Below are 24,051 nucleotides of genomic sequence, written 5' to 3'. Positions count from 1 at the left end.
ACAAAGTTACCGTCTTGGCGCTGCGGAACCTGCCATCGCGGATGCCGCCAGGTCATCCATCACCGAGCGCCCTGTCACGGCAGGCGCCTGGCCGAGCTGTTCAGCTATTTCACGGCCGACCCCGCCGGTATCCATGCCCATTGCCGGGCCGGACAGCCCGGGCAGGCCACGGAGCACGTTGACCGCTGCGGCTTCAATAGCGAGGGCCGCCTCGCGCTCACCCAGGTGCGCCAGGCACATGGCGGTGGAAAGCACCGCACCCACGGGGTTCGCCCAGCCCTTGCCTGCGATGTCCGGGGCCGAGCCGTGGATGGCCTCGAACATGCTGGGGGCAGAGCCGTCCAGGTTCAGGTTGGCACTTGCTGCAACGCCCAGGCCACCTTGGATCACTGCACCCAGGTCCGTGATGATATCGCCGAACAGGTTGTCGGTGACCACAACGTCGAACCGCTCCGGCGCTACGGGCAGATGGAAGCACATGGCGTCGACGTGCACGTAGTCCACCTCCACATCCGGATACCGCACAGCGAGATCGTCCACCGTGTCCTGCCACAGGGTGCCGGCCTCAATGAGGATGTTTTTCTTGTGGCAGAGCGTGAGCTTGCCGCGGCGCTGCTGCGCGAGCCGGAAGGAGTAGTCGACCACGCGCTCGACGCCCTGGCGGGTATTGACCGACTCCTGGACGGCGACAGCATGCGGCGTGCCCGCGTGTACGGTAGAGCCGCGCCCCACGTAGGCGCCTTCCGTGTTCTCGCGCACGATGACGAGGTCGCAGCGCTCGGGGGTCAGGTCGGCGATCGGCGTCGCGACCCCGGGATAGAGTTTGACCGGCCGCAGGTTCACCGCCTGCTGGAACGCCGTGCGCATGGCGAGGATGAAGCCGCGCTCAAGCACGCCCGGCGTGACGGCGGGATCCCCCATCGCGCCGAACAGCACGGCGTCATGGCCGCGCAGCTGCTCGTCGAGCGCGGCGGTCCAAAGTTCACCGGTGCGAAGGTACCTGCCCGCCCCGGCGTCGATCATTGTCAGGTCGGTGGTAAATCCGAAGGCCCGGCCCGCTGCCTCGAGGACCCCGAGGGAGGCATCGATGACTTCGGGACCGATGCCATCTCCGGGGATGACTGCGATCTTGTGCGTGCTCACTGTGAAGGCCTTTCCTGCTGCGAGATGATTTGGAGTTCGTGGCTGATGTAGCTGCGGATCTGCAGTTCAGCCGAGTCCGGGTCGCCCGCCCGCAGTGAACCGACCACTGCGGCATGGGCTGCGGAAACGGCAAGGATGTGTTCGGGCAGGAGGCCGTAGCGCGGACGGAAGACTTCCTCCGTCATGCGGACAAGCGGCTCGTTGCGCTGCAGATGGCTGTTGCCCGAGGCCTCTAACAAGAGGCAATGGAAGGCGGACCCGAGGCGGTGGTAGGTACGGCCCGACGCGCGGCGCTGTTCCCTCGCCAGGCGTTCCAGCTCGCCGAGCGTCCGTTCGCCGAGCCTGGAGCATGCCAGGCGCACCGCCGTCGTGCCGAGCGCTTGCCGGAACTCATAGGCCTCGCTGAGCCGGCCGGCGTCCCAAGCGGCCACACGCGCAGTGCCGCCCGGATCGACGTCGAGCAGGCCGTCCTGGGCGAGGACGCGGTAGGCCTCCCTCAGCGGAGTCCGGCTCAGGCCCAGCTCGGCGGAAAGTTCCTCCTGCGCCAGGCGGTCTCCCGGCTGGTAACGGCCGGCAAAGACCCGCTCACGGACGACGGCGGCCGTCTCCTCCACGAGCGAGACGCTGCTGCGCCATGAGGAATTCAAAGTGACCGTCCGGGGTTCGTAGGAGGAGACAAAGGTGTAACGGGATTCCAGAGCGTCGGACCGCCTCCGACTCTGGCCCTGCATCCAGCATCTTGTCAATGGCGGCGGGCAAAAGGTAGCGAGCAAGGGCGGTCCAGGGAGCCATCTGTTGACCGCGGGCTGTAAACGGAACTAGCCTAGGCAGAATACTGGTCAGACCACTAGTTTGGAATGCAGCCCGCGCTTCACCGCCGAAGAGTCGAAAGGCACAGACCGTGTCCCCATACCTCACCGCTTATCCAGAAGGACTGCCAGTTGGGGACAACTGGGTCCCCTGTGCCGACAGTGCCCCTGTCATTTTTCCCTTCGATGGGTCCACGGTGGCACACTCCCCCGTCGGCGGCGTGGAGCACGCGCAACGGGCTCTGGAAGCCGCCGACAAAGCCGCCCCGGCAGTAGCCGCCCTCAGCACGGGCACAAAGCGAGCCATTCTGCTGGCCGTGCACGAGGCCCTTGCCGCGCGCCGCACGGAACTGGAAAACCTGCTGGTTCTGGAGACGGGCAAGCCCCTGGTGGACTGCCGGGTGGAGGTGGCGCGCACGCTGACCACCTGGGCATCCGCGGCCGAGGAAGTGTCCCACACCCACGGAGAGACCGTGCCGCTGGACCTGCAGCCCCTGGGCGAAGGGATGATCGGTTACTGGACGCGGAAACCGGCGGGTGTGATCGTGGGTATCGCCGGCTTCAACTATCCGCTTCTGCTCGCGAGCCACAAGCTCGCACCCGCTCTCGCCGCGGGTTGCCCGATCATCCTCAAGCCGGCGCCCAACACTCCCCTCACCACTCTCTGGGCAGTCCACCTCGTGCGCGAAGTCCTCGCGGCATTCGGCGCACCGGCTGAAGCCGTGCAGCTGGTGACGGGCGGTATTGACGTGGGCGAGGCGCTGGTGGCCGACCCCCGGGTCGCGGTCGTCTCCTTCACAGGCTCGGCGGGCGTCGGGCACCAGATTGCCCGAAACGCTGCGCCGCGCAAGGCAGTGCTGGAGCTCGGTTCCAACACCGGCTTCATCGTCGCTGCCGACGCCGTCATCCACGACGCCGTGGACGCCGTCATCCGCGGCGGTTTCTACGCCAACGGCCAGGCGTGCATCTCGATCCAGCGCATCGTCGTCGTCGAGGACGTTGCGCAGGCGTTTGAGGATGCGCTGCTGTCCCGCCTCGACGAGGTGGTCGTCGGGGACCCTCGGTCGGAGAGCACCCGCGTTGCGCCGGTCATCAACGAAGCTTCCAGGATCCGTATCCTCGGCTGGATCGCAAAGGCCACTGAGGGCGGGGCCCGGGTCCTGGCCGGCGGCACGGAACGGGACCGGACCATCCTGCCAACTGTCATGGCTGATGTCCCCGAGGACGCGGAGCTCTGGTGTGAGGAGATTTTCGGACCGGTGGTGTGCCTGCGGACCGTCCCGGATGTAGACACGGCCATACGGGTGGTCAACGAGTCCCGCTACGGGCTCCAGGCCGCCGTGTATACCAAGTCTTTGGAAACGGCGTTCCGTGCGGTCAACGAACTCCAGGTGGGCGGCGTGGTCGTCAACGAGATCCCCGGCTTCCGCTCGGACATCATGCCCTACGGCGGAGTCAAGGATTCCGGAACCGGCCGTGAAGGCCCGCGCTTCGCGATCGAGGAATTCACCGTGACCCGCATGGCCATGATCCGGCCCTAGCGACCCGCCCAATAGTCAAAAACTTCTACAGAAAAGACCTCATGGACTACTCTCAGCTCTTCCAGTTTTCCGGTCGCAGGGTGCTGGTAATCGGCGCCGGCAGCGGTATCGGCCGCGAGGCCGCGCTCGCGTTGGGAGCGCATGGTGCCGCCGTCGTCTGCGCCGACCGGGACGGCGCGACGGCGGCCGAGACCGCCGCCATGATCGGCAGCACGGCGACGTCCGTCGTGCTGGACGTGCTGGACCATGAAGCCGTGCGTGCTGCCGCCGTGGAGTACGGCGACATCTCCGCGTTGGTGTTTACCGCTGCCACCAACGTCCGCAAGCGCATCGCTGACTACACCATGGACGAGTTCGACCGCGTGGTGAACCTGAACCTGCGGGCGTCCTTCACACTGCTCCAGGCCTTCGGGCCCGTCATGGCCGCCAACGGCGGCGGCTCCATCATCGGCTTCGCCTCGATCCGGGCAGTGACCGTGGAAGCCGGACAGGGCGTCTACGCCGCAACGAAGGCCGGCCTTGTGCAGCTGGCCCGCACGGCCGCAGCCGAGCTGGGGCCAATGGGTGTCCGCGTCAACGTGATCGCCCCGGGCGTCGTGGAGACGCCGCTGACCGCGCAGATCAAAAACAACCCGGAGTGGTACGACGCCTATGCCGCCAAGAGCGCGCTGGGACGCTGGTCCAAGCCGGCAGAGCTGGCCGGGGCCGTCGTGTACCTGGCCTCCGAGGCCTCCAGCTTCGTGACAGGATCGGTATTGACCGTCGACGGCGGCTGGACGGCGATCGACGGGCGCTTCGACCCGCCGAACTCGTAGGGACATCCACGCGAAGGAGAGATCGCACGTGACAGATCAGGCGCCGCCGGTGAAAACCAAGCGCGCTTTCGAAGAGATCGTGGACCGGATCGAGCAGGCGATCATCAGCGGCGACCTCAAGACCGGCGACCGGCTGCCAGGGGAACGCGAGCTGGTGACGCAGTTTGAGGTCGGCCGGTCCTCCGTCCGCGAGGCCATGCGCGTCTTGGAAAGCAACGGCCTCGTTGCTGCGCGGCCCGGAGACCCTCGGGGTGCCGTCATACTGGCCCCCACCGCGGCACCCCTGCGCAAAATGATGACCCGGTTGACCCAGGCGTCATCGACCAGCCTGGCTGACCTCCTGATCTACCGGATGACCCTGGAATCGGCCGCGAATTCACTCGCCGCCTCGAGGCGCACCGCCGATGACCTGCTGCAGCTGGAAAAAGCCATGGCCCGGATGAGGCAGGCCGTGAGGCTCGGGCAGCAGGAGTTCGGGCAGGCGGATCTGGACTTCCACGACATCGTGGCGCGGTCCAGCGGCAACGCAATGATCCAGGTCTCCGGGGACGCGGTGCGCCAGTCCATCGAGGAGCTCATCACGTCGTCGATCCGGGACAGCAGCGACGATCGCCAATTGATGATGCGGACCATCTCCCACCACGGCGACGTCTTCGACGCCATCCGCGAGCGGGATGCCCACCGGGCGGAGCACCTGGCCCGGAGCAGCCTTTTCGAGTACTACGGCCATCTGCTGCACGACGATGACCGGGCTGCCCTGGCAGCCCTGGCCTCCTTCGGCACTCCTGCCGCTCCCGGCGAATAGCGGCCAGTTCAGTCCAGCAGGTGCCAGTCAGGAACGGCTGACGCCGGGCGCTCGCCCTCGTACCAGGCAGCGGCGCGCAGTACGTCGTCGTCGGCACCTATCCGGCCGGCCAGCTGGACTCCGATCGGACGGCCGTCCGAAGTGAAGCCGCAGTTGACTGTCGCTGCCGGTTGGCCGGACATGTTGTACGGCACGGTGAACGCAATGTGGGCCATTGTCTGGTGGGGGTCGTCCACGGGCATTGGCTGCTCGGCCGGGAAGGCGGCCATCGGGGCCACCGGTGAGATCACGAGGTCAAAGCCGGACGTGGCCGCGATCGCCGCCTTTTGCATCTGGTCGATGCGACCAAAGTTGCGGATGGTCTCCGCGCCGTCGAACCGGGCGCCGCCGGAGCACCACTGGGCGATATAGGGCAGGACCTTCTCCTGCTCCACGGGAGGCAGCGCCTGGTAGTCGGCCCAGGAGCGTGTCCGCCAGAAATTGTCCAGCCCGTCCATCATGTCCTGGTCGATGAACGCAGCGATCCTCTCCACGGTGGCCCCGGCGGCAGCAAATAGCTCCGCCACAGCCTCCACCGCAGCAAGTACCTCAGGGTCCGGTACAGCCCCGGCACCTGCGTCGGTATGGAGGGCTACCCGCAAGGACGAAACACCAATCCCGCCCATGGTCCAGTCCATAGCCGGGTAGGGCCGGGAGGTGTAGTCGCGGATGTCGGGCTTGGCGAGGATGCTCATGAACAGGGCAGCATCGGCAACGCTTCTGGCCATCGGCCCTGCCGCCCGGCCGATATAAGGCACATCCAGCGGAATGAGCCCTGCACTCGGTTTCAGAGTGGCGAGCCCTTGCCACGTGCCGGGGAGCCGGATGGAACCACCGATGTCGGTCCCCACGTGCAGCGGGCCGTAACCTGCGGCAGCGGCGGAACCGGCGCCTGCGCTCGAGCCGCCCGTGGTCCATTCCGGATTCCAGGCGCTGCGGGAGATGCCGTGCAGGCTCGAGACCCCGGACGAGAGCATTCCCCAGTCAGGCATCGTTGTGGATCCCAGGACCACTGCCCCGTTTTCGAGGATGCGGTCAGTGATGGGCGCATTCACCGAGGGGACTTTGGGCGCGGCGAGCGCGGTGCCGGACGGCATCGGCACTCCGGCGCGGGCGATGTTCTCCTTGACGGTTACCGGCACGCCGTCGAGCGGGCCGCGCTGCGTGCCGTTCCGCCACCGGCGTTCACTGGCCTGCGCGTCCATCCGTACTTCCGCCGGATCGAAGCGGTAGAACGCGTTCAGCACAGGTTCCCGTTCTTCCACCCGCTGGATCACGGCTTCGGCTACTTCGACCGGAGACAGCTGGCCGGCGGCATAGGCGCTGCCAAGCTCTCCGGCGGAAAGGTTGTGAAGCGTTGTGGTCGAAAGCTGTGACATGACGATCCTTTCAGCGTGCAGGCGTGGGCTCACGCGCAGCCAGTTCAGAACGTAGGGACATTGAGGAGTTGACAAGGGTGCGCGTGTATTCGTGGCGCGGTTGTTCGTAAATCTGCGCGGTGCTGCCGGTCTCCACGATCTGTCCGCTGTTCATGACGACCACGTTGTCGCAGACATGACGGACGACGCCCAGGTCATGGGAGACAAACACGAGGGTCAGCTGGTACTCATCAACGAGATCGGACAGCAGGTTCAGGACCTGCGCCCGGACGGAGACGTCCAGGGCGCTGACCGGCTCGTCGGCGACCAGCACCCGCGGCTGACAGATCAGTGCCCGCGCAATGGAGATGCGCTGCCGTTGGCCGCCGGAAAACTGATGCGGGAAGCGTTCGGCCGCGTCCACTGGCAGTCCGACGGCGAGGAGCATCTCGCCGACGAGCTTGCGTTGACGGGCGCTGTCCACCTTTTGCCCCGGGGCCAGGAGCGGTTCGGCCACGATGTCCTGCACCCGCATCCGGGGATTCAAGGACCCCATGGGGTCCTGAAAGACGATCTGGAGCTGCTGGCGCAGCTGGGCCAGTTGGCTTTCCTTGGCCCCGGCCACTTCATTGCCGGCCACCCGGACGCTGCCGGAACTCGGCTGGTCCAGCCCGGCAAGGATGCGCAGCAGTGTGGACTTTCCGGAGCCGGATTCTCCCACCACCCCGAAGCGTTGCCCGGCCGCGACTTCGAAGGAAATCCCCCGCAGGGCCTGGACCTCAGTCGGTTTTCCGAACAGCGACGTGCGGCCTCGGTGATAAGTGCGGACCAGGTCAGTAACGCTGATAACCGGTTCAGTGGCGGCAGCGGCTTCAACACCACGGCCAGCCGGCTGCCCGGGTAGCCTGTCACCGGTCGGGCTCGTGTTGCCGGCCTGCACTTTCCCAACGGGAGTTGGTTCTCCACCCGGGTCCCCGCTGTTGGCCGTCTTCACCGGCGCCGGGGGAATGTACGCGGCGGCGGACGCCACGGTGAAGAGCCGGCCGTCGGCGTCGGTTGCGTCCAGGTCTGACGCCGCCAGCAGTCCGCGGGTGTAGGGATGCTCGGGGCGGGCGAAGACGTCCTCAGTAGTTCCCTCCTCCACCACCTGGCCGTTGTTCATCACCAAGACGCGGTCGCACATATTGGCCACCACGGAGAGGTCGTGGGTGATGAACAGCAGGCCGGTGCCGCGCTGCTGGACAGACTCCAGGATCAGGTCGAGAACCTGCCGCTGGACGGTGACGTCGAGGGCCGTCGTCGGCTCGTCACAGAGCAGCAGCGACGGGTCGTTTGCGAGCGCCATGGCCAGCATGGCCCGCTGCCGCTGCCCGCCGGAGAGCTGGTGCGGATAGGCCTTGGCCGCCTCGGCAGGATCGGGCAGCTTCACGCTGGCCAGCAGCTCAACGGCCCTCGCATTGGCGGCGGCCCGGCCCGACACGGTCCGGTGCTTGGTCATGATCTCGGCGACCTGGGGGCCGACCTTCATGAGCGGATTCAGCGCCGTGAGCGGCTCCTGGAACACCATGGCCATGTCCTTGCCACGGATCTTGCGGAGCCGTGAGTCTGCGGCCGCGACCAGGTTCTCGTCCCCTCCGCCGAGCCGGATGGAGCCGGACGCAGTGACACCTTCGGGCAGCAGCCCCATAAGTGCCGTCGCCGTCATGGACTTCCCGGAGCCGGACTCGCCGATCAGGCCGATTCTCTCTCCGCGTTGCATCTGGAGGTTGAAATTCCTGACCAGGACCCGGTCCCGGGTGGAAACATCCATGCCCTCCACGTCCAGCAAGGCACCAGGTTTTCCGGCGTTGCTCATGATCAGCGCTCTCCGTTCAGTTTCGGGTCAAAAAGGTCACGGAGACCATCGCCAAGCAGATTGAAACCCAGGACGGCGACAGCGATCGCCGCGCCCGGCCAAACGGCGAGCATTGGGTAGGTGCCCAGGAACTGCTGGGACTCCTGCAGCATCCGGCCCCACGAGGGCACCGGCGGGGGCGTGCCCAGGCCCAGGAAGGACAATGCAGCCTCGGCCAGCACCGCAATGGCGAAGGTGACGGAGCACTGCACCACCACCATCCCGGCAATATTGGGAACCACATGCCGGCGCGCAATCCGCAACGGGCTCTGGCTCGATGCCTTGGCCGCGAGCACGTATTCCGTGCTCATGACCTGGAGGGCGCCGCTTCGCGCAACCCGGGCGAAGCCGGGAATCGATCCGATGCCGATGGCGAGCATCGCTGTCGCCGTGCTGGCGCCGAAGACTGCACCGAACATGATGGCGACGAGCAGCGCCGGGAAAGCGAGGAGGATGTCCGCGGCGCGCATGGTGATTTCCTCGGTTGCCCCGCGCCGCATGCCAGCCAGTATGCCGAGCGGGGTGCCGACGGCCAACGCGATTCCGACTGCAATCAGGCCCACCAGCAAAGTGATGCGGGCACCGTGCAGGATGCCGGAGAACAAGTCCCGGCCATAGCGGTCGGTTCCCATGATGTGCGCCGCACTGCTGCCTTGGAGCCGCTGGCTGGGGTAGGCCTGCACGGGGTCGTAGGGGGTCCAGATGAAGGACGTCACGGCAGCCAGCACAACTAGGGCCACCAGAGCGGCGCCGACCACCAGGGCGGCCGTGGGCTTCGCGCGTCCGCCCTTTTTGAGGGCGATGGAAGCAGGGATCGAGGTCATGGTTAAGCCTTCTTCCGGATGCGCGGGTCCAAAACCGTGTAGAGAACATCCACCACCAGGTTGATGACCAACGTGATGGCCACGAGGACCATCACCACGGACTGGACGGTGAGGAGGTCGCGGTTGCCCACGGCGTCGAGCAACATGGACCCCAACCCCGGGATCACAAAGACCCGTTCAATCACCACGGCACCTATGATCAGGGCGGCCAATTGCACGCTGGTGACCGTGAGAACGGGAATCGCCGCATTGCGAAGCCCGTGCTTGAGCAGGCTTTCCAGCGGGCCCAATCCCTTGGAGCGCGCCGTGCGCAAGTAGTCCTCGCTCATCACTTCCATCACCGCGGAACGGACATAGCGGGTAAGGATGGCCCCCTGCACGGAGGCGAGGGCCAGGACGGGCAGGAACACCCGGCTGAGGAACCCGCCGAAATCCTGGCCCGGCGGAGTCCAGCCGTTTGCTGGGAACCAGCCCAGGCCAACGGCAAAGACGACCACCAGGAGGATGCCGGCCAAGAAGTTCGGCACGGCGACGCCCAGTTGGCTCAGCCCGCTGATGAGGATGCCGCTGGGATTGCGGTGGCGGACCGCCGCAAACGTTCCGAACGGGATGGCGATCAGCAGGGCCACGATCATGGCCAGGAGGACGAGGATCAGGCTGACCTGGACCCTGTCGAGGACCAGAGGACTGATGTCCTGGTGCGTGACGTAGGAGATGCCGAAGTCGCCGAAGGGCAGCCCGAAGGCCCAATCGAAATACTGCGTGACCAGGGGACGGTCTGTCCCGAATTCGGCCTGCGTCCTGGCCACCAGTTCCGGCGTGGCATTGACGCCCAAGGCGATCTGGGCAGGGTCACCGGGAATTGCCCGCATGAGCAGGAACACCAGGACCGTCGCGGCCACATAGGTTCCGAGGAACCGCGCCAGGTTGATCAGCAAGCGGATTGCCACGCCAGCTCCTCCTTCAGTTTGCTGTCAGTTGCTCGATAGACGGCTTTTATTCTCGGGCCCGATGCTACTTCCAGCCGATAGCACTGAGATCCAAGGCCTCGGTAACAGAGTTGGCCGGGACACCCGTGACGCCTGCTTTTGCCACCACGATGTTCGGGAAGAGGAACAACGCGTCCGCCGCGGCGTCCTCGGCGATCGTACGGACCACCTGCTTCATACCGCTCGCATAGCCGGCCTCATCTGCTGAATCAGCGGCGGCTGCCACGTCCTTGATCTTTGAGTTGTCGTAGCCCAGGTAGTAGTTGGGGTTATTGAACATTGTTAGCAGGTCCCGGCTTTCCACGGCGAGCACCACGGACATCTGGTAGTTGTGCTTGGTGAACACCTTGTCCAGCCAGACGGCCGGGAACTCGGCGGACTCGATCTTAGCTTTAATGCCTACCTCGGCCAGCTGGGAGACCACTATCTCGGACACAGCCGTGGCATAGGGCCGGGTCGGGACGGTAAAGGTGATGTCCAGGTTTTCGGCGCCAGCTTCCTTGAGCAGTTGCTTGGCCTTGGCAGGATCATGAGGGTACAGATTGTTCAGGTCCTCGTAGTACGGGTCCGTCGGCGGCACCGGGGCACCAATCACCTTCCCGTAGCCACCCCAAGCGGTGTCCACGACTGCCTGGCGGTCGATGGCGTACATAACGGCTTTGCGGACGCGCACGTCGTTGAACGGGGCCACCTTGTTGTTCATGGACAGCACGATCTCGCCGTTGGAAGTCCCTTCCAGAACCTGGAACTTCGAATCGCTCGTGAACGAGGAGAGCAGTTCCGGAGCCTGCATGTTGTACACGACGTCCACGTCGCCAGTCTTCAGCGCGTTGGTGGTGGCGACGGCGTCGGCGAAGTAGCGCAGGGAAACCGTCTTGACCTTGGGCTTCTCCCCCCAATAACCGTCCCGGGCAGCGAACTCAATCGACTGTCCGCGGTTCCAGGCCTTGATGTCATAGGGGCCCGTGCCGATGGCGGTGTTGGCAAGGTCCGCCACGCCGCTGGGATCGAAGATTGCGCCCACAGGAGTGCCCATGTTGAAAAGCCACGCGTTGCTTGGCTGCTTCAGCGCGATGGCGACCTCCGTGTCACTGACAACACTGACCGAATCGACGACGTCCATCTTGGATTTGAGGCTCGAGACCCAGGCATCGGACTTCACGCGTTCGATGCTGAACTTCACGTCAGAGGCAGTAAAAGCCTCGCCGTTGGAAAACTTGGCGCCTTGACGGAGTTTGAAGGTGTACACCTTGCCGTCCGGGCTCACGGTCCAGGACTCGGCCAGCAGCGGCACGATCTTGCCGTCCTGGTCGATTTTGACCAGGCCTTCGTAAACGTTTGACATGAGCGCCTGCGGGATCGCCGCGCCGGCCGTCTTGGTGAAGTCGAGGTTCACCGGCTCGCCGGTGAGTGCCACGGTGACCTTTGACTTGTCTGCGGTGGCCGCAGCAGCCCCTCCTCCACCGGTGGCGCCCGAACCTGCGTTGCAGGCGGTCAAGGACAACGAGCCGGCAAGCAGAATTGCAAGTGCCAGGCCGTGGTTATTACTCCGGCGCAAAAGTCTCTCCCTCGAACGAGACGGCAGGTGTCCGTCAACGTGACCAATCTAACAGCCAATAAGCTATATGTATCTACTTAGTAAAATGGTCTTACCAGTTAGCGTCCCATTTCTGCAGTTACGGCCGGTTGCGGACGTAAGCTTGCTGACACGGGCTCGGTTGGTGAACACCTCCCTGACGATGGAAGGCATCCCATGAATAGCGTGACCTTCACGCCGGCGGTCCCCACCCTTACTTACCAGCGGGTGGTTGAGCAGATCGAGCAGGCGATCCTGTCCGGGGAAATTAAGCCTGGACAGCACCTTCCCAGCGAGCGGGAGTTGATGGTCCAACTCTCAGTCAGCCGCCCCACGGTGCGCGAAGCACTGCGGGTGCTGCAGAGCCAGGGACTTATTGCCTCCAAGCCCGGTGGCCGCGGAGGCCCGGTGGTCCTGCCCGTATCCCCTGAGACATTGGGCCGCTCATTCACCATGGCGGCACGGATAGCGTCGCTGTCCCTGTCCGAGCTCGTGCAATTCCGCATCGTGCTGGAGAGTTCCGCCTGCCAACTCGCCTCCGCCTTACACACGCCGGAGCAGTTGGACCAGATGCGTGACGCCGTCCAGCGCATGGAAGCCCAAGTTGCTAATGGCTCCGAGGACTTCAACCGCGCTGATTTGGACTTTCACGCAGCGATCTGGGATGCCAGCCACAACAGCCTTCTGCGCGTCTGCGGCCAAGCCGTCGCGGGCTCCATCCTGAACCTCATGAATGACAGGATGCAGCGTTCCGAGGACTCACTCTCGGCCATGGAGGGCGCCCTGGAGCGGGACCGCGCCCTTTTTGATGCGATCGCGGCAGGCGACAGCGCGGCGGCAGGCGAAACGGCGCGGAGCGCTATATCCGCGTACTTTGCCGAGTATCTGGACGATGAAGGAACACGGGGACTACAAGCGCTGTCGGGGTGAGTACCGGGCTCAGGCGCCGATGTCGTTCGCTCCCGCCGCCGTTCCGGTGCCGGCGGCTTCGGCGGCCCCGCCTTCCGGCGCGGCGCTCTGCCACAGCCCCACGACGTTGCCCTCGGTGTCCTTGAAGTAAGCGGCCCAGCCCATGCCGCCCACCTCCTGCCGCGGCAGGACGGTGCTGCCGCCCAAGGAACCGATTTTCTCGAGCGCCGCATCGATGTCGTCAACGTCCACGGTGACCACCGGGGAGGTGATGTTCCCCTCCCGCCGGAACATGCCGCCATTGATGGAACCCGGCGTCGACGGCATGCCCCTGTCATCCGTCGGAGTGGTTTTGACCATGGTGTAGCTCATCTCCGGCATGGGGTTAACCTCCCAGCCAAACGCCGAACTGTAGAACTTCCCCGCACGTTCTTCGTCGTCCACCGGGATCTCGAAGTGGACTATTCCTCCGGCCATCACGCTCACCTGACATTCAAAAGTAGGGCCAAAAAGTTAGGCGCGGGCGGTCCACGCCACACCCGGATTTTAGTCTCGGGCGGTCGGGTTGATCAGGGCCGTCCGGCCTCTGGTTCCAGGGCCGTCCGCCTCAGGGCCGTCCGCCCGGGGGCGTCCGGACTCAGGTTCCTGGGATGCGGTTCCCGGGCTGTCGGTCCCGGTGCGGGGCCCGGCGTGGGAAAATGTCCGAATGAGCATCGCAGAGATCCCCGCGGCCCGGGCTGCCGCGGCGGACGCCTCGTTGCGCTGGCACCCGGACGGCCCCTTCGACCTCCAGCAGACCGTCGGCCCCCTTCTCCGCGGCCACGGCGATCCCTCCGTCCTTACGGCGCCGGACGGGCTCTGGATGGCTTTCACGACGCCGGCCGGTCCGGCGAGCCTGCGCCTGGGATCCCTCGGCCACGGCGCGGATGTAGCCGTCGATGCCTTGGCGTGGGGGCCGGGAGCAGCCTTTGCGGTCGAGGCGGTACCCCGCATGTTGGGGCGCGACGACGACTGGACCGGCTTCGACGAGCCCGCGTTCCACGCCACACTCCCGCGGATGGTCACGGAGGCCCGCCGCAGGAACCTGGCCGTGCGGCTGCCCGCCACCGGCCGGATTATTGATGCGCTGGTGCCCACGGTTCTGGAGCAGAAAGTCACGCTCATCGAGGCCCGCCGCGGCTACCGCTACCTCATGTACCGCTTCGGGACCCCGGCCCCCGGCGCCGGCAGCGTGGCACCGGCCAACCTCATGGTCCAGCCCACCGCGGAGCAGTGGCTGCGGATACCGTCCTGGGAATGGCACAAGGCGGGGGTGGGCCCCCAGCGGTCCGCCACCGTCATGCGGGCGCTGCGCTCCGCCGTCGCACTTGAACGCCTGGCCGCCCTACCGGCTGCAGAAGCAGCGGCGAAAATGCAGGCGGTGCCCGGCATCGGCGTCTGGACCGCGGCGGAGGTGGTGCAACGCACGCACGGCTGCCCGGATTCGATCTCGGTGGGCGACTACCACCTCGCAGCGTACGTGGGTGCGGCGCTGACCGGCCGCCGCACGGACGACGCCGGCATGCTCCGCCTGCTGGCGCCGTGGGCGGGCCACCGGCAGCGCGTGGTGCGGATGATCGGGCTCAGCGGCTTCCGGAAGCCCACGTTCGGCGCGCGCATGACCATCCAGGACCACCGCGGGCACTGAGCCTGCGCTCCGCTGTACGGCTAGAGACCCAGCCGTGCCACCGCTTCCTCCCGCATCTCCACCTTCCGGACCTTGCCGGAAACGGTCATGGGGAAGCTCTCCCGGACGTCGACGTAGCGCGGAATCTTGTAGTGCGCCAGCTTGCCGCGGCAGAATTCCGCCACCCCCGCCGCGTCCAGCGGCGCGGCCCCGGGCTTCAGGATCACGCACGCCATCAGCTCCTCCCCGTACCGGGCATCCGGAACACCGATCACCTGCACGTCCTGGATGTCCGGATGGGTATAAAGGAATTCCTCGATCTCGCGCGGATAGATGTTCTCGCCGCCGCGGATCACCATGTCCTTGATCCGGCCCTCGATCACGATGTACCCGTCCTCGTCCATCCGGGCGAGGTCGCCGGTGTGCATCCAGCCCTCGGGGTCAATCGCCTCCGCGGTCTTTTCGGGCTGGTTCCAGTAGCCCTTCATGACGGCATAGCCACGGGTGCACAGCTCCCCGATCGGGCCGCGCGGCAGCACCTCCCCGGTGGCCGGGTCCACGATCCGGCTTTCCAGCCGCGGCATGGTGCGGCCCACGGTCTGGGTGCGCTGGGCCATGGTGTCCGAGCTCCGGGTCATGGTGGAGACCGGCGAGGTCTCGGTCATGCCGTAGCAGATCGCCACATCCACCATGTTCATCTCCGAGATCACGCGGTTCATCACCTCGATCGGGCAGAGGGATCCGGCCATCACCCCGGTGCGCAGGGTGGAGAGGTCATAGGATGCGAAGTCGGGCAGGGCCAGCTCGGCGATGAACATGGTCGGAACCCCGTACAGCGAGGTTCCGCCGAAGTCCTGGACCGCCTCCAGCGCCGCCGCAGGAGTGAAGCCGCGGCCCGGAAGAATGGTGGCGGCCCCGTGGCTGAGGGCCGCCAGGTTGCCGATCACCATGCCGAAGCAGTGGTAGAACGGCACGGGCAGCACCACCCGGTCGTTCTCGGTGTACTTCAGCAGCTCGCCGATCGAGTAGCCGTTGTTGAGGATGTTGGAGTGGGTCAGCGTGGCGCCCTTGGGAAACCCCGTGGTTCCGGAGGTGTACTGCAGGTTGATGGCGTCGTGCGGGGAAAGTTCAGCCATGCGGGCCTTGAGGGCGGAGTGCGCGACGTCGTCGGCCCGCTTGAGCAGTTCCGCGTAGGTCCACTCAGCCTCGGATTCCGGCACGCCGGCCCGGAGCTCAGTGAGGCCGGCATCCGGCAGGAAGACCAGCTCACGCAGCTCGGGGCAGCTCGCCAGCGAGCGCCGGGCCATTGTGGTGTAGTCGCTGTTCCGGTCCGACGGCGCCGCAACCAGCATCCGCATGCCGTTCTGCTTCACCACGAACTCCAGTTCGTGGCTGCGGTAAGCCGGGTTGACATTGACCAGGATGGCCCCGATTTTCGCCGTCGCGTACTGCAGGATGGTCCATTCCGCGCAGTTCGGGCTCCAGATCCCCACCCGCTCGCCCTTGCCGATGCCGAAGGCCAGCAGCGCGCGGGCAACGCGGTCGACGTCGTCGTTAAGTTTGGTGTAACTCCACCGGCGTGCTTCCTCCCCCGGTATGGGAGCGGCCTCTATCAGGGCGTCGTGGAGCGGGAACTTCCGCACAACCGCTTCGAAGTTGTCCCCGACGGTTTCCTCGAGCAGCGGGACGTCAGTGTCCCCGGCCGTGTAAGCAAGCATGGTGCGACGCTACCAACAGTGGAGCGGCAAAAGAAGAGCGAAGCTAGGAAGTCCTATGACATGTTTCCGGGCTCCGCAGCCGGGCCCGGTATTGTGAATCCCATGAGTGCACCCATCGACCTGCAAGCAATATTCATTCCGAACGAGGACGAGTTCTTCCGCGTGAAACTCGCGTTGGAGATTGCGATCGATGACGTGGTCCGGGAGCCCGGCTGCCTCCGCTACGAACTCACCGAGGCCACCGAGGAGCGACTGGTGCTGACCGAGCAGTGGGCCTCACAGGCCGACCTGGACAAGCACTCCAGGGGCGCGGCGCTTCAGGACCTCAACGAGTCCCTCAGCGCCCTGCTGGCCGAGCCGGTCCGGGTCGAGCGGCTCTAGCCGGCAGGCGCCGGAAGTTTAGGCTTCGGGATCTTCCCGGAAGCCTAGGCTTCGGGGATCTGGGTGCCGTCCTGGGTATTTGCGGCGGCGGCTGCCTCGGCCCGTGACCGGGCAACGTGGGCGTGGACTTCTTCCATGTCCAGGGCCTTGACCGCGTCAACCACCTGTTCAAGCTGCTGCGCATTCAGGGCGCCGGGCTGCGAGAAGACCAGGACCTTTTCGCGGAAGGCCATCAGCGTGGGAATGGACGTTATGCCGGCCTCGGCTGCGAGCTGCTGCTCGGCTTCGGTATCGACCTTAGAAAACACCACATCCGGGTGCTTCTCGGAAACTGCAGCGTACGTAGGGCCGAACTGCTTGCAGGGCCCGCACCATTCCGCCCAGAAATCGACGAGCACAATGTCATTGCCCTCAACGGTCGATGCGAACTGTTCACCTGTGATGTCAACGGTAGCCATGGGTCAACGGTACGCGAGAGGCCAGACAATGTCCCCCGCATTTCGCTGATGGCACACTGCTCCCGGTTCAGGCCCAGACGTGCGGGGCGGGCCGCCGGGCGCCGGGCAACCCGGCATTTTCCCGCCACTCATGGATCCACCCGGGAAGCTCGAGCCCGGCCGGAGGCTCGCCGAACTCGCGGAGGATTTCCTCCTGGCTGACCGGCCTGCCCTTGCTGACCAGCCGGGTGGCGATGTAGGCCCGCGCGTAGATCTCGCCGTCCACCACCATCCGCTGCTCGAAGTAGATCGCCTTCGCGTCCAGGCCGATGATCTTCGTTTCGATGGTGTACTTCTGCCAGAGCTGCAGCGAGCGGCGGAAGGCGATGGTTTCCCCGGCGGCCACCGGGCTCCAGCCGCGCCGGCGCATGGCTTTCCACGTTCCGCTGCGGGTCATGAGGTCAAAGCGGCCCAGATCCATCAAGGAAAAGTACATGCCGTTGTTGACATGCAGGGCAATGTCGATGTCCGTGGGCAGGACGCGCAGCGGCAGGGAGGAAGTGTCCCAGATACTCAACGGGGTCCGACGGGAGGATGTGAAGAGCAGGGCCAGAGTGCGCAGGAGCAGATGCATGCGGATCATGTTACCTGCGAGTAACAATGGCCGCACGCAGCGGGTCCCTCTGCCGTCCAGGCACCGGAGCTCTCCGGGCCGGCATTGGCGCCGTCAGTACAGGATGCGCTGGTACAGGATATGGTCCTGCCAGGTGCCGGCGATCTTCAGGTAGGAAGGTGCCAGCCCGATTTCCTCGAAGTCGGCACGCTTCAGGATTTTTTGCGAGGCCCCGTTGTGCGGCAATGTCGCAGCCTGGATCCGGTGCAGTCCCAGCTCGGCCCGCGCGGCACCGACTGCGTGGGCCACGGCCGCGGAGCCTATCCCCCGCCCGTTGTACTCCTTGTCCACCCAATAGCCGAGGTGGCCGCTGAGGAACGGGCCGCGGACAATGCCGCTCAGCGTCATCACCCCGACGATATGGACCCCGTCCACCAGCACCCACGGAACATCGGACCCGGCAATAAACAAGGCAAGCTTGGACTCGATGCTGGCCGCCTGCCCGGCCTCGGTGAAGAAATCCTCGTGCCGCCACGGCTCCCACGGAGCAAGGTGATCCCGGTTGCGCTGGTACGCGGCGCTAAGCCGCTCCGCGTCGGAGACGCGTACCACCCTGATCCTGACGCCGCCCACAAGGTCCACCCCTGTGCCCCCGAAAGATTCCATGTCCTCCAGTAAAGCAAATCCCGGAGGCACCGGCAGCGGGACCGCTTGGACCGCACGCTCAGGCGTCGGCCTTGAGCTTCCGCCAGCCTCCGGCCCGGTTGTTCGCAATGATCTGCCGGAAGATCGCGGTCAGGGCGGCGGCGTTAATGGCTTCACCCTGGCGGATGGCCACAGTGCGGGCAGTCTTGTTTCCGTGACCGCCGGTGATGATGCCCTCCGGATCCGGAACGATCGCGCCGTCGTACAGAAACACGTTGACGTGGTCCTTCGCCGCCAGAAGCGCGCAGATGTTGCCCTCCAGGACGAAGTAGGGCTGGGTGGTCCGCTTGATGGTTTCCCGGACGTCCGGGTCGGCGGCGTGGACCAGCGCCCGGACCTCGTTGCAAATCCCCTGCTGCCACCCGGGAAGCGCCTCGATAAACGCGTCCACCCGAGGATCGCTCGCGGGCAGCTGGTCAGGCCGCATCGTCGTCGTCCTCATTCGTATCGGTTCCCCTGACGGTCACGCTTTCGACGCCGTGCAGGTCCATGAGTTGGGGGACGAGGTTCCGCAACGGATGTTGCCCGAAGAACCGCACATCCATGGACACCATCGGCTTCTGCTCATCTCCGCTCTTCCGCGTGCGCAGGATCGAGGAGCTGAACCCCATCGCGGTGGCGACTTCGAGAACCTTCCGCAACACGCCCCGGCCGTCGGCATACGTGATGTGCAGGACGCGGTTCCGGTCCACGGAGGGGATTTTGCGGACCGCCGGTGCAACGACGAACAGGGTGATCAGGTGGAAGATGGTCAGCACCAGGGCCAGGGAGACCATTCCTGCTCCGCAGGCCATACCCACCGCGGCGGCCACCCAGATGGTCGCGGCCGTCGTGAGTCCCCGGACGACGTCCCGGCCCTTGAAGATCACCCCGGCACCGAGGAAACCGATGCCGCTCACGATCTGGGCCGCGATCCGGGAGGGATCCACTGCAACCCCCGGGTTGAGCACGTAGGCAAACCCGTAGGCCGAGATGAGGGTGAACGCGCAGGATCCCAACCCGACGAGCACGTGTGTCCGGTAGCCGGCGCTCTTCTGCCGTACCTGCCGTTCGATGCCAATGAGTGAGGTCAGGACGAAGGTTGCGAGCAAGGCCAGGAGCTCCACAAGGCTCGTCTCGCTGAACAGTCCCAACATCTGGCCCATGCCATGCGCCCTTCCTGGCCGGACAGTGGGAGCGGGCCCGGCCGATGCCTTCCGCCTGTACTGCCGACTCTAGCAATGACTGGACCGTGGCCGGAGGATCACGCGCGCGGAGGCTTTCCGCCCTGCAGGATCGGTGCTTGGATGGAGGCGGCAACTACCCGACTAAAGGAGGAAGCCGTGGCGGATCCTTACGATCTAAACCGCTTCGTGAGCGCCCAGGACGGCGGTGGCACCTATCGGCAGGCCCTGTCCGAACTTCAGCAAGGCGCCAAGCGCAGCCACTGGATGTGGTTTGTTTTTCCCCAGTTGGCGGGTCTCGGGAACAGCCCGACTGCGCGGAGATACGCCATCTCCGGGCTGGATGAAGCGCGCGCCTACCTTCAGCATCCCGTGCTGGGCCCGCGCTTGCGTGAAAGCGCCGGCGCGGTGGCCGGCCTCACGGGACTGAGCGCCCGGCAGGTTTTCGGCGGCACCGATGAGAAAAAGCTGCGCTCATCGATCACCTTGTTCCTGCGGGCGGAACCGGGGGAGCCCGTCTTCCAGCGCTTGCTTGACCAGTATTTCGAGGGCTTGCCCGACGCCGCCACCGACCAGCTCCTCAGCGGAAACGCCTAGGAAGATCAGTCCGCCGGCGTGCCGCCGCTGGAGCGCCGCGGACCATCTGCCTCCGTGGCGTCCGTGAGCGCCGTAATCATGCGCTCCAGCCGCGCGACGCCGGCATAGCGGCCGGCATTGTCTGTCACCAGCAGCGGCTCAAACCGACTTGCTTTCGTCCGGGTCATGGAGCGGGCAAGGGCTTCGTTCAGGGGAGTGTCCAGATTTACGCGCATCCCCGGACTCACCAGGCCAAATTCAGCGGTGTCTGCGTCCAGCACCGCCACCGGCCGCAGATGCTCGCCGAGCAGCACCATGGACTGCAGCGCAGGGTTCTCTGCAAAGGCTTCCGCGGCCAGGGCCGCAGTGGATGCTGTTGGCGCCGTCTCCAGGACGTCGCGGATCACCGTCTTGCGCGCCACCGGCCGTTTCGAGGCCAGCCGATGCGCCAAGTCCAGGTCGATACCGGCCCACGGCGGCGCGGGCCTGCCCACGCAATAGCCCTGGACCAGCGGTACCCCGAGGGCAACCAGCGCATCGAGTTCCTCAACACGCTCCACGCCCTCAGCGAGGATCCAGGCATCGACCCGGCCGGCGAAACTTCCGAACATGCTGATCAAGGCACGCTTCGCCTCATCCCGGTCGACGTCCTGGACGAGTTCGCGGTCAATCTTGATCAGTGAGGGCCGCAGGGCCAGAAGGTGCCGCAATCCCGCGTAACCGGCACCGGCGTCGTCGACGGCGATCAGCGCGCCGGCGGCGCGCAGCTGGTTGAGGTCCGGTTCCAGCTCCACGTAGGAGTCGATGGGGGTCTGCTCGGTGAGTTCGACGACGAGCCCGCCCAGGTTGCCCTCCTCCCGCCAGATGCGACGGATGCTCGCCGTGGGCAGCAGCTCGGGTGAGACGTTAACCGTCAGGAAGCAGTTGGGCGGCAGGGTGGACCGGGCCGCGAGCGCGGTCCGCAAAGCGGCGGCCTCCAGCTCGGCGGCCATCCCATGGGACCGCGCGGCAGCAAACCACACCTCGGGGTTCTTCTCGCTGAAGCCGGAAAACCTGGCCAGGGCTTCGTATCCCACCACGGTGCCGCGGGCGGTATCGACGATCGGCTGGTACGCCGAGGACAAGCCTTCACCCCGGCAGGCTGCGGCGAGGAGCTCGTCCCAGTTCGTTCCGGAAGAAACTCCGGCACCGGACGGCGGAGCGTCCGCCGCGGGAATCAACTGGCGTGGACGATAGACCGGTGCACCGACTGGACCACGTCCGCAGGCAGCTCAGCCAGCCCGTGCGCGGAAGCGGCGTGCGCTGCCACGAGAACCAGGATTTCGTCCTCGGTGCCGCACACCCAGCGGGCCTCGCAGCCGGGAACTACGTCACCACATGCAAACGACTTCACTTAGGCTCCTTATTTTCGATGTGAACTGCCTAACCATACTCCGGAGTTCACCGCAGCCCTGGCGGTTTCGACCGAACACGCCAGGAGGTTCAGAACCCAGGCGATGGCGAATAGGAGGGGGCAGCCGTCGGCGGGTCAGACGCCCTCGCGGCCCGGGTGGCCGCGTCCTGTGCCGCGGCTTCAATCCTTGCGCGGTGCTCGGCCCATTCGGCCGACGTCCGCCGCGTGAGGTTGGGGTCACCGGGACGCTGCCCGGCCGTCCCGTCGATGAGCTCGCGAAGGATGTCCGCGTGTCCGAGGTGGTGGGCGGTCTCGACGCACATGTGGACCAGGATCTGGTGCAGGGTCACGTGGCGACGTTCCTCGGGCCACCACGGTACTTCCCCTTTTGCGTCGATCGGAAGCTGCTCAATCGTTGCGTCGCTGTGCGCGGCTGCGAACCGGTGCAGCTCCAGAACCTGCTCCCGCGTCTCATCAGGGCCCGCCCACATGTCCGCGTCGGGTTCGGCGTCGTCCGCAAGCGACGGGAGCTCCAGCCCGCTTGGCCTGCCGAAGACCTCCCCGAAGTAGCCGAGCTCAACGCTGGCCACATGTTTGACCAGGCCCAGCAGGTTCGTCCCGGTTGCCGTCAAGGGACGACGGGCGCTGTACTCGTCGAGGCCGTCGAGCTTCGCCAACAGATTGGCACGGCGGACACGCAGGTACTGGTGCAAAACCGCTTTCTCGTCCATCAAGCGGACTATACAGAACGCCAGTGTGTGCGGGTATCGACGGATGGGTTGCGGCGGAGGAGGATTAAGGGGCAGTCACCAAAAGGAGGTCTGTGATGTGCTATCAGTACCATAGGGATTTCCGGCGCGACGCCCAGAAGGATGCCGCAAAGGAATCTGACGAGCGCCGGGAGCCCCGGGTGGAAGAGAAGGACGTCAAGTTCTGGGCTTTCCCCCGCCGCACCAGGGAGTTCACGGTCGAGGAACCGGCAACGGTTGACCGCACCCGCGAGAAGGTTTAGCCCGCAGCAGAAGGAAGGCTCCTCAGCGAGGGGCCTTCCTTTCGTCCGCATAGGCGTACGGGCATCGGGGCCATCAGCATTGCCTTATCCACACTGTGACGCCATTACAGGGAACGTACGGGAGACTGGAAGCTCCCAAGAGTACAGACAGGACTGCCTTGATCAATTTGCAGCAGGACGCCGACGGCTTCATCCGCATGAACCGGCACTTTCCCGGCAGCACCCTTATCTCGATCACGTTCAGCGACGGGTCGACGGAGCAGTTCTCCGGCCGCCAGCTCAACAAGGTCTATGACGAAGCCGTGGCCGTGTACCGGGCGGAGAACCACCTGGACGCGAAGGGGTACTCCCGGGCACCGAAGAAAACGGTCCAGCCGTCGCAAAAAATCGAGTTCGTGCCCGTACACCCCGGGATGGCGCCGTAAGACAGACAGTTCAGGGTAAAGAAAAAGCCTCCGGAACCTGGTGGTTCCGGAGACTTTTCCAAGGGTGGCAGATGAGGGATTCGAACCCCCGTAGGCGTTGCCAGCTGATTTACAGTCAGCCCCCTTTGGCCGCTCGGGTAATCTGCCGAACTTCAAAAGAAGATCACTCGCGGCTTCCGGCATCAGAACGCCTGTTTCCAGTCCGTTCCGCTTCCAGCAACCGCGGGCAAGACAACTTTACAGAACTTCCGCCGAAGAATCGAATCGGCGCTCCACAGCCCCAGAAAGCGCGGAATATCAGGCTTCTCCGAGTATGCGCGCAGCGATCTTGGCCTCGAACCTGGATGCCTGCTCCTCCGTGATCTGGTTCAGCTGGACAGCGCGGGCCAAGTCCGCCTGAACGCCGTCCAGGCGGGAGGACACATCCGCGGCCGGGCTGAAGATGATGGAAGCAGCCAGCGCCGCGGCGGCCACGGATGTCGCCGCCGTGGCGATGCTCCCTGCGGCCGCGGCGGTGGATCGGGTGACATAGCGGACGGCCTTGCGGTGCATGTTCATTGCCTTTCGAGCAGTTGTTCAAACCGATACAACTCTGGCCGTCCAAGCTTCGTTCCCGCCAAGCCTCGGCTTGGAGCCAACTGTGAATCCGGCAGCGGCTTCCTCCACCTTCATATCCGGAGCATCCGTACTAGGCTGGAATGCAGACACCAGGGCCTCACAAGAGGCGCCCCGACAACCATCAGGAGGACAGTCATGGCAGGCGAATCCACGTTCGACGTCGTCAGCAAGGTAGACAAGCAGGAAGTCGCGAATGCGCTGAACCAGGCCCAGAAGGAACTGGCCCAGCGCTACGACTTCAAGGGCGTCGGTGCCGAGGTCGACTTCAGCGGCGAGAAGATCCTGATGAAGGCAAACTCCGAAGAGCGCGTACTCGCCGTTCTGGACGTGCTGCAGTCCAAGCTGATCCGCCGAGGCATCTCGCTGAAGTCGCTCGACACCGGCGAGCCTTATGTGTCCGGCAAGGAATTCCGGCTGGAAGCCTCCATCAAGGAGGGTATTGCGCAGGACCTGGCCAAGAAGATCAACAAGCTCATCCGCGACGAAGCCCCCAAGTCGGTCAAGTCCCAGATCCAGGGTGACGAACTGCGCGTGACCTCCAAGTCGCGCGACGACCTCCAGGAGACGATGAACATCCTGAAGGGCTTCGACGAAGCCGATCTGCAGTTTGTGAACTTCCGCAGCTAAGGGCGATTCTGCCGC

Annotated in this window: 28 protein-coding genes and 1 tRNA gene; 10 read left to right on the top strand and 19 right to left on the bottom strand. The window is 65.4% G+C overall.

Going from position 1 to position 24,051, the window contains the following annotated elements:
- Positions 1-6 precede the first annotated feature (6 nt).
- On the bottom strand, positions 7-1,143 hold the full coding sequence (locus QFZ65_RS05675) for a 3-isopropylmalate dehydrogenase (protein WP_306908850.1): 1,137 nt from the start codon (positions 1,141-1,143) through the stop codon (positions 7-9).
- Positions 1,140-1,874, bottom strand: a complete 735-nt coding sequence (locus QFZ65_RS05670) for a GntR family transcriptional regulator (RefSeq protein ID WP_306908848.1) — start codon at positions 1,872-1,874, stop codon at positions 1,140-1,142. Before QFZ65_RS05670 ends, QFZ65_RS05675 begins: the two co-directional genes overlap by 4 nt.
- A 170-nt stretch (positions 1,875-2,044) precedes the next feature.
- Between QFZ65_RS05670 and QFZ65_RS05665 the strand changes: the two genes are divergently transcribed.
- Genes QFZ65_RS05665 through QFZ65_RS05655 form a run of 3 tightly spaced genes read left to right on the top strand, consistent with a single transcriptional unit; the run spans position 2,045 to position 5,113 of the window.
- On the top strand, positions 2,045-3,493 hold the full coding sequence (locus QFZ65_RS05665) for an aldehyde dehydrogenase family protein (RefSeq protein ID WP_306908845.1): 1,449 nt from the start codon (positions 2,045-2,047) through the stop codon (positions 3,491-3,493).
- A gap of 41 nt (positions 3,494-3,534) precedes the next feature.
- Positions 3,535-4,308 (top strand): SDR family NAD(P)-dependent oxidoreductase, encoded by a 774-nt coding sequence (locus QFZ65_RS05660; RefSeq protein WP_306908844.1) that lies wholly within the window; start codon positions 3,535-3,537, stop codon positions 4,306-4,308.
- Positions 4,309-4,336: 28 nt separating this feature from the next.
- The gene (locus tag QFZ65_RS05655; RefSeq protein WP_306908842.1) at positions 4,337-5,113 is read left to right on the top strand and encodes a FadR/GntR family transcriptional regulator; all 777 of its coding nucleotides are present in this window, start codon (positions 4,337-4,339) and stop codon (positions 5,111-5,113) included.
- Positions 5,114-5,121: 8 nt separating this feature from the next.
- Here QFZ65_RS05655 and QFZ65_RS05650 read toward each other — a convergent pair whose 3' ends face one another.
- From QFZ65_RS05650 to QFZ65_RS05630, 5 genes are all read right to left on the bottom strand, one after another.
- On the bottom strand, positions 5,122-6,531 hold the full coding sequence (locus QFZ65_RS05650) for an amidase (RefSeq protein ID WP_306908840.1): 1,410 nt from the start codon (positions 6,529-6,531) through the stop codon (positions 5,122-5,124).
- 10 nt (positions 6,532-6,541) lie between these two features.
- Entirely contained in the window at positions 6,542-8,365 is a 1,824-nt protein-coding gene (locus tag QFZ65_RS05645; protein WP_306908837.1) for an ABC transporter ATP-binding protein, read from the bottom strand.
- Between the two features lie 2 nt (positions 8,366-8,367).
- The gene (locus QFZ65_RS05640; RefSeq protein WP_306908835.1) at positions 8,368-9,228 is read right to left on the bottom strand and encodes an ABC transporter permease; all 861 of its coding nucleotides are present in this window, start codon (positions 9,226-9,228) and stop codon (positions 8,368-8,370) included.
- Positions 9,229-9,230: 2 nt separating this feature from the next.
- Positions 9,231-10,178, bottom strand: coding sequence for an ABC transporter permease (locus QFZ65_RS05635; RefSeq protein WP_306908833.1), 948 nt, complete (start codon positions 10,176-10,178; stop codon positions 9,231-9,233).
- Positions 10,179-10,242: 64 nt separating this feature from the next.
- A complete protein-coding gene (locus QFZ65_RS05630; protein WP_306908831.1) occupies positions 10,243-11,775 on the bottom strand; it encodes an ABC transporter substrate-binding protein in 1,533 nt (510 codons plus the stop codon).
- A 195-nt stretch (positions 11,776-11,970) separates the two neighbouring features.
- Between QFZ65_RS05630 and QFZ65_RS05625 the strand changes: the two genes are divergently transcribed.
- Positions 11,971-12,723 (top strand): FadR/GntR family transcriptional regulator, encoded by a 753-nt coding sequence (locus QFZ65_RS05625; protein WP_306908829.1) that lies wholly within the window; start codon positions 11,971-11,973, stop codon positions 12,721-12,723.
- 9 nt (positions 12,724-12,732) lie between these two features.
- On the opposite strand, the gene QFZ65_RS05620 is transcribed toward QFZ65_RS05625, so the two are convergent.
- Positions 12,733-13,179 (bottom strand): VOC family protein, encoded by a 447-nt coding sequence (locus tag QFZ65_RS05620; RefSeq protein ID WP_306908826.1) that lies wholly within the window; start codon positions 13,177-13,179, stop codon positions 12,733-12,735.
- Positions 13,180-13,408: 229 nt separating this feature from the next.
- On the opposite strand from QFZ65_RS05620, the gene QFZ65_RS05615 reads away from it, so the two are divergent.
- A complete protein-coding gene (locus QFZ65_RS05615; RefSeq protein ID WP_306908825.1) occupies positions 13,409-14,389 on the top strand; it encodes a DNA-3-methyladenine glycosylase in 981 nt (326 codons plus the stop codon).
- Positions 14,390-14,409: 20 nt separating this feature from the next.
- Here QFZ65_RS05615 and QFZ65_RS05610 read toward each other — a convergent pair whose 3' ends face one another.
- Positions 14,410-16,086 (bottom strand): AMP-binding protein, encoded by a 1,677-nt coding sequence (locus tag QFZ65_RS05610; protein WP_306908823.1) that lies wholly within the window; start codon positions 16,084-16,086, stop codon positions 14,410-14,412.
- Positions 16,087-16,188: 102 nt separating this feature from the next.
- On the opposite strand from QFZ65_RS05610, the gene QFZ65_RS05605 reads away from it, so the two are divergent.
- Positions 16,189-16,467 (top strand): putative quinol monooxygenase, encoded by a 279-nt coding sequence (locus QFZ65_RS05605; RefSeq protein ID WP_306908821.1) that lies wholly within the window; start codon positions 16,189-16,191, stop codon positions 16,465-16,467.
- A 44-nt stretch (positions 16,468-16,511) separates the two neighbouring features.
- Here the strand turns inward: QFZ65_RS05605 and QFZ65_RS05600 are convergent, their stop codons facing one another.
- The 5 genes from QFZ65_RS05600 to QFZ65_RS05580 form a co-directional block, all read right to left on the bottom strand.
- The gene (locus tag QFZ65_RS05600; protein ID WP_306908819.1) at positions 16,512-16,925 is read right to left on the bottom strand and encodes a co-chaperone YbbN; all 414 of its coding nucleotides are present in this window, start codon (positions 16,923-16,925) and stop codon (positions 16,512-16,514) included.
- Positions 16,926-16,992: 67 nt separating this feature from the next.
- Entirely contained in the window at positions 16,993-17,538 is a 546-nt protein-coding gene (locus QFZ65_RS05595) for a thioesterase family protein (RefSeq protein ID WP_306908816.1), read from the bottom strand.
- 93 nt (positions 17,539-17,631) lie between these two features.
- Positions 17,632-18,183, bottom strand: coding sequence for a GNAT family N-acetyltransferase (locus QFZ65_RS05590; protein WP_306908814.1), 552 nt, complete (start codon positions 18,181-18,183; stop codon positions 17,632-17,634).
- Positions 18,184-18,241: 58 nt separating this feature from the next.
- Positions 18,242-18,649 carry a DUF1801 domain-containing protein gene (locus tag QFZ65_RS05585; RefSeq protein ID WP_306908812.1) on the bottom strand — a complete coding sequence of 136 codons (408 nt, stop codon included), beginning with the start codon at positions 18,647-18,649 and terminating at the stop codon, positions 18,242-18,244.
- Complete coding sequence (locus tag QFZ65_RS05580) at positions 18,639-19,367, bottom strand: MgtC/SapB family protein (RefSeq protein WP_306908810.1); 729 nt, start codon at positions 19,365-19,367, stop codon at positions 18,639-18,641. Before QFZ65_RS05580 ends, QFZ65_RS05585 begins: the two co-directional genes overlap by 11 nt.
- A 141-nt stretch (positions 19,368-19,508) precedes the next feature.
- Here QFZ65_RS05580 and QFZ65_RS05575 point away from each other — a divergent pair, with 141 nt between their 5' ends.
- Entirely contained in the window at positions 19,509-19,982 is a 474-nt protein-coding gene (locus QFZ65_RS05575) for a DUF1810 domain-containing protein (protein ID WP_306908808.1), read from the top strand.
- Positions 19,983-19,987: 5 nt separating this feature from the next.
- On the opposite strand, the gene QFZ65_RS05570 is transcribed toward QFZ65_RS05575, so the two are convergent.
- The 3 genes from QFZ65_RS05570 to QFZ65_RS05560 all read right to left on the bottom strand — a co-directional run bounded on the left by QFZ65_RS05570 (position 19,988) and on the right by QFZ65_RS05560 (position 22,085).
- On the bottom strand, positions 19,988-21,181 hold the full coding sequence (locus tag QFZ65_RS05570; RefSeq protein WP_306908806.1) for an EAL domain-containing protein: 1,194 nt from the start codon (positions 21,179-21,181) through the stop codon (positions 19,988-19,990).
- Complete coding sequence (locus QFZ65_RS05565) at positions 21,178-21,354, bottom strand: DUF1059 domain-containing protein (RefSeq protein ID WP_306908804.1); 177 nt, start codon at positions 21,352-21,354, stop codon at positions 21,178-21,180. The genes QFZ65_RS05570 and QFZ65_RS05565 overlap by 4 nt, the downstream gene beginning before the upstream one ends.
- An 89-nt stretch (positions 21,355-21,443) precedes the next feature.
- The gene (locus QFZ65_RS05560; protein WP_306908802.1) at positions 21,444-22,085 is read right to left on the bottom strand and encodes a DinB family protein; all 642 of its coding nucleotides are present in this window, start codon (positions 22,083-22,085) and stop codon (positions 21,444-21,446) included.
- 95 nt (positions 22,086-22,180) lie between these two features.
- On the opposite strand from QFZ65_RS05560, the gene QFZ65_RS05555 reads away from it, so the two are divergent.
- Positions 22,181-22,366: a hypothetical protein gene (locus QFZ65_RS05555; protein WP_306908800.1), complete on the top strand. Its 186-nt coding sequence runs from the start codon at positions 22,181-22,183 to the stop codon at positions 22,364-22,366.
- A 158-nt stretch (positions 22,367-22,524) separates the two neighbouring features.
- Positions 22,525-22,791 carry a hypothetical protein gene (locus QFZ65_RS05550; protein ID WP_306908798.1) on the top strand — a complete coding sequence of 89 codons (267 nt, stop codon included), beginning with the start codon at positions 22,525-22,527 and terminating at the stop codon, positions 22,789-22,791.
- Positions 22,792-22,856: 65 nt separating this feature from the next.
- Here QFZ65_RS05550 and QFZ65_RS05545 read toward each other — a convergent pair.
- A tRNA-Tyr gene (locus tag QFZ65_RS05545) sits at positions 22,857-22,938 on the bottom strand.
- A gap of 150 nt (positions 22,939-23,088) precedes the next feature.
- A complete protein-coding gene (locus QFZ65_RS05540; RefSeq protein WP_306908796.1) occupies positions 23,089-23,343 on the bottom strand; it encodes a hypothetical protein in 255 nt (84 codons plus the stop codon).
- A gap of 201 nt (positions 23,344-23,544) precedes the next feature.
- Here QFZ65_RS05540 and QFZ65_RS05535 point away from each other — a divergent pair, with 201 nt between their 5' ends.
- Positions 23,545-24,036, top strand: coding sequence for a YajQ family cyclic di-GMP-binding protein (locus QFZ65_RS05535; RefSeq protein ID WP_306908795.1), 492 nt, complete (start codon positions 23,545-23,547; stop codon positions 24,034-24,036).
- Positions 24,037-24,051 lie beyond the last annotated feature (15 nt).

This window comes from Arthrobacter sp. B3I9 (assembly GCF_030816935.1).
GTDB lineage: Bacteria > Actinomycetota > Actinomycetes > Actinomycetales > Micrococcaceae > Arthrobacter.
This window is presented reverse-complemented; position numbering and strand designations above follow the sequence as displayed.

What these genes read in the sequence shown, in the direction of transcription:
- QFZ65_RS05590 (WP_306908814.1), bottom strand. Translation starts at nt 18,183, where the DNA reads ATGGAATCTTTCGGGGGCACAGGGGTGGACCTTGTGGGCGGCGTCAGG.
- QFZ65_RS05625 (WP_306908829.1), top strand. Translation starts at nt 11,971, where the DNA reads ATGAATAGCGTGACCTTCACGCCGGCGGTCCCCACCCTTACTTACCAG.
- QFZ65_RS05645 (WP_306908837.1), bottom strand. Translation starts at nt 8,365, where the DNA reads ATGAGCAACGCCGGAAAACCTGGTGCCTTGCTGGACGTGGAGGGCATG.
- QFZ65_RS05615 (WP_306908825.1), top strand. Translation starts at nt 13,409, where the DNA reads ATGAGCATCGCAGAGATCCCCGCGGCCCGGGCTGCCGCGGCGGACGCC.
- QFZ65_RS05555 (WP_306908800.1), top strand. Translation starts at nt 22,181, where the DNA reads ATGTGCTATCAGTACCATAGGGATTTCCGGCGCGACGCCCAGAAGGAT.
- QFZ65_RS05670 (WP_306908848.1), bottom strand. Translation starts at nt 1,874, where the DNA reads ATGCAGGGCCAGAGTCGGAGGCGGTCCGACGCTCTGGAATCCCGTTAC.
- QFZ65_RS05560 (WP_306908802.1), bottom strand. Translation starts at nt 22,085, where the DNA reads ATGGACGAGAAAGCGGTTTTGCACCAGTACCTGCGTGTCCGCCGTGCC.
- QFZ65_RS05595 (WP_306908816.1), bottom strand. Translation starts at nt 17,538, where the DNA reads ATGCATCTGCTCCTGCGCACTCTGGCCCTGCTCTTCACATCCTCCCGT.
- QFZ65_RS05585 (WP_306908812.1), bottom strand. Translation starts at nt 18,649, where the DNA reads ATGCGGCCTGACCAGCTGCCCGCGAGCGATCCTCGGGTGGACGCGTTT.
- QFZ65_RS05605 (WP_306908821.1), top strand. Translation starts at nt 16,189, where the DNA reads ATGAGTGCACCCATCGACCTGCAAGCAATATTCATTCCGAACGAGGAC.
- QFZ65_RS05640 (WP_306908835.1), bottom strand. Translation starts at nt 9,228, where the DNA reads ATGACCTCGATCCCTGCTTCCATCGCCCTCAAAAAGGGCGGACGCGCG.
- QFZ65_RS05600 (WP_306908819.1), bottom strand. Translation starts at nt 16,925, where the DNA reads ATGGCTACCGTTGACATCACAGGTGAACAGTTCGCATCGACCGTTGAG.
- QFZ65_RS05535 (WP_306908795.1), top strand. Translation starts at nt 23,545, where the DNA reads ATGGCAGGCGAATCCACGTTCGACGTCGTCAGCAAGGTAGACAAGCAG.
- QFZ65_RS05610 (WP_306908823.1), bottom strand. Translation starts at nt 16,086, where the DNA reads ATGCTTGCTTACACGGCCGGGGACACTGACGTCCCGCTGCTCGAGGAA.
- QFZ65_RS05575 (WP_306908808.1), top strand. Translation starts at nt 19,509, where the DNA reads ATGGAGGCGGCAACTACCCGACTAAAGGAGGAAGCCGTGGCGGATCCT.
- QFZ65_RS05660 (WP_306908844.1), top strand. Translation starts at nt 3,535, where the DNA reads ATGGACTACTCTCAGCTCTTCCAGTTTTCCGGTCGCAGGGTGCTGGTA.
- QFZ65_RS05540 (WP_306908796.1), bottom strand. Translation starts at nt 23,343, where the DNA reads ATGCACCGCAAGGCCGTCCGCTATGTCACCCGATCCACCGCCGCGGCC.
- QFZ65_RS05580 (WP_306908810.1), bottom strand. Translation starts at nt 19,367, where the DNA reads ATGGGCCAGATGTTGGGACTGTTCAGCGAGACGAGCCTTGTGGAGCTC.
- QFZ65_RS05620 (WP_306908826.1), bottom strand. Translation starts at nt 13,179, where the DNA reads ATGGCCGGAGGAATAGTCCACTTCGAGATCCCGGTGGACGACGAAGAA.
- QFZ65_RS05650 (WP_306908840.1), bottom strand. Translation starts at nt 6,531, where the DNA reads ATGTCACAGCTTTCGACCACAACGCTTCACAACCTTTCCGCCGGAGAG.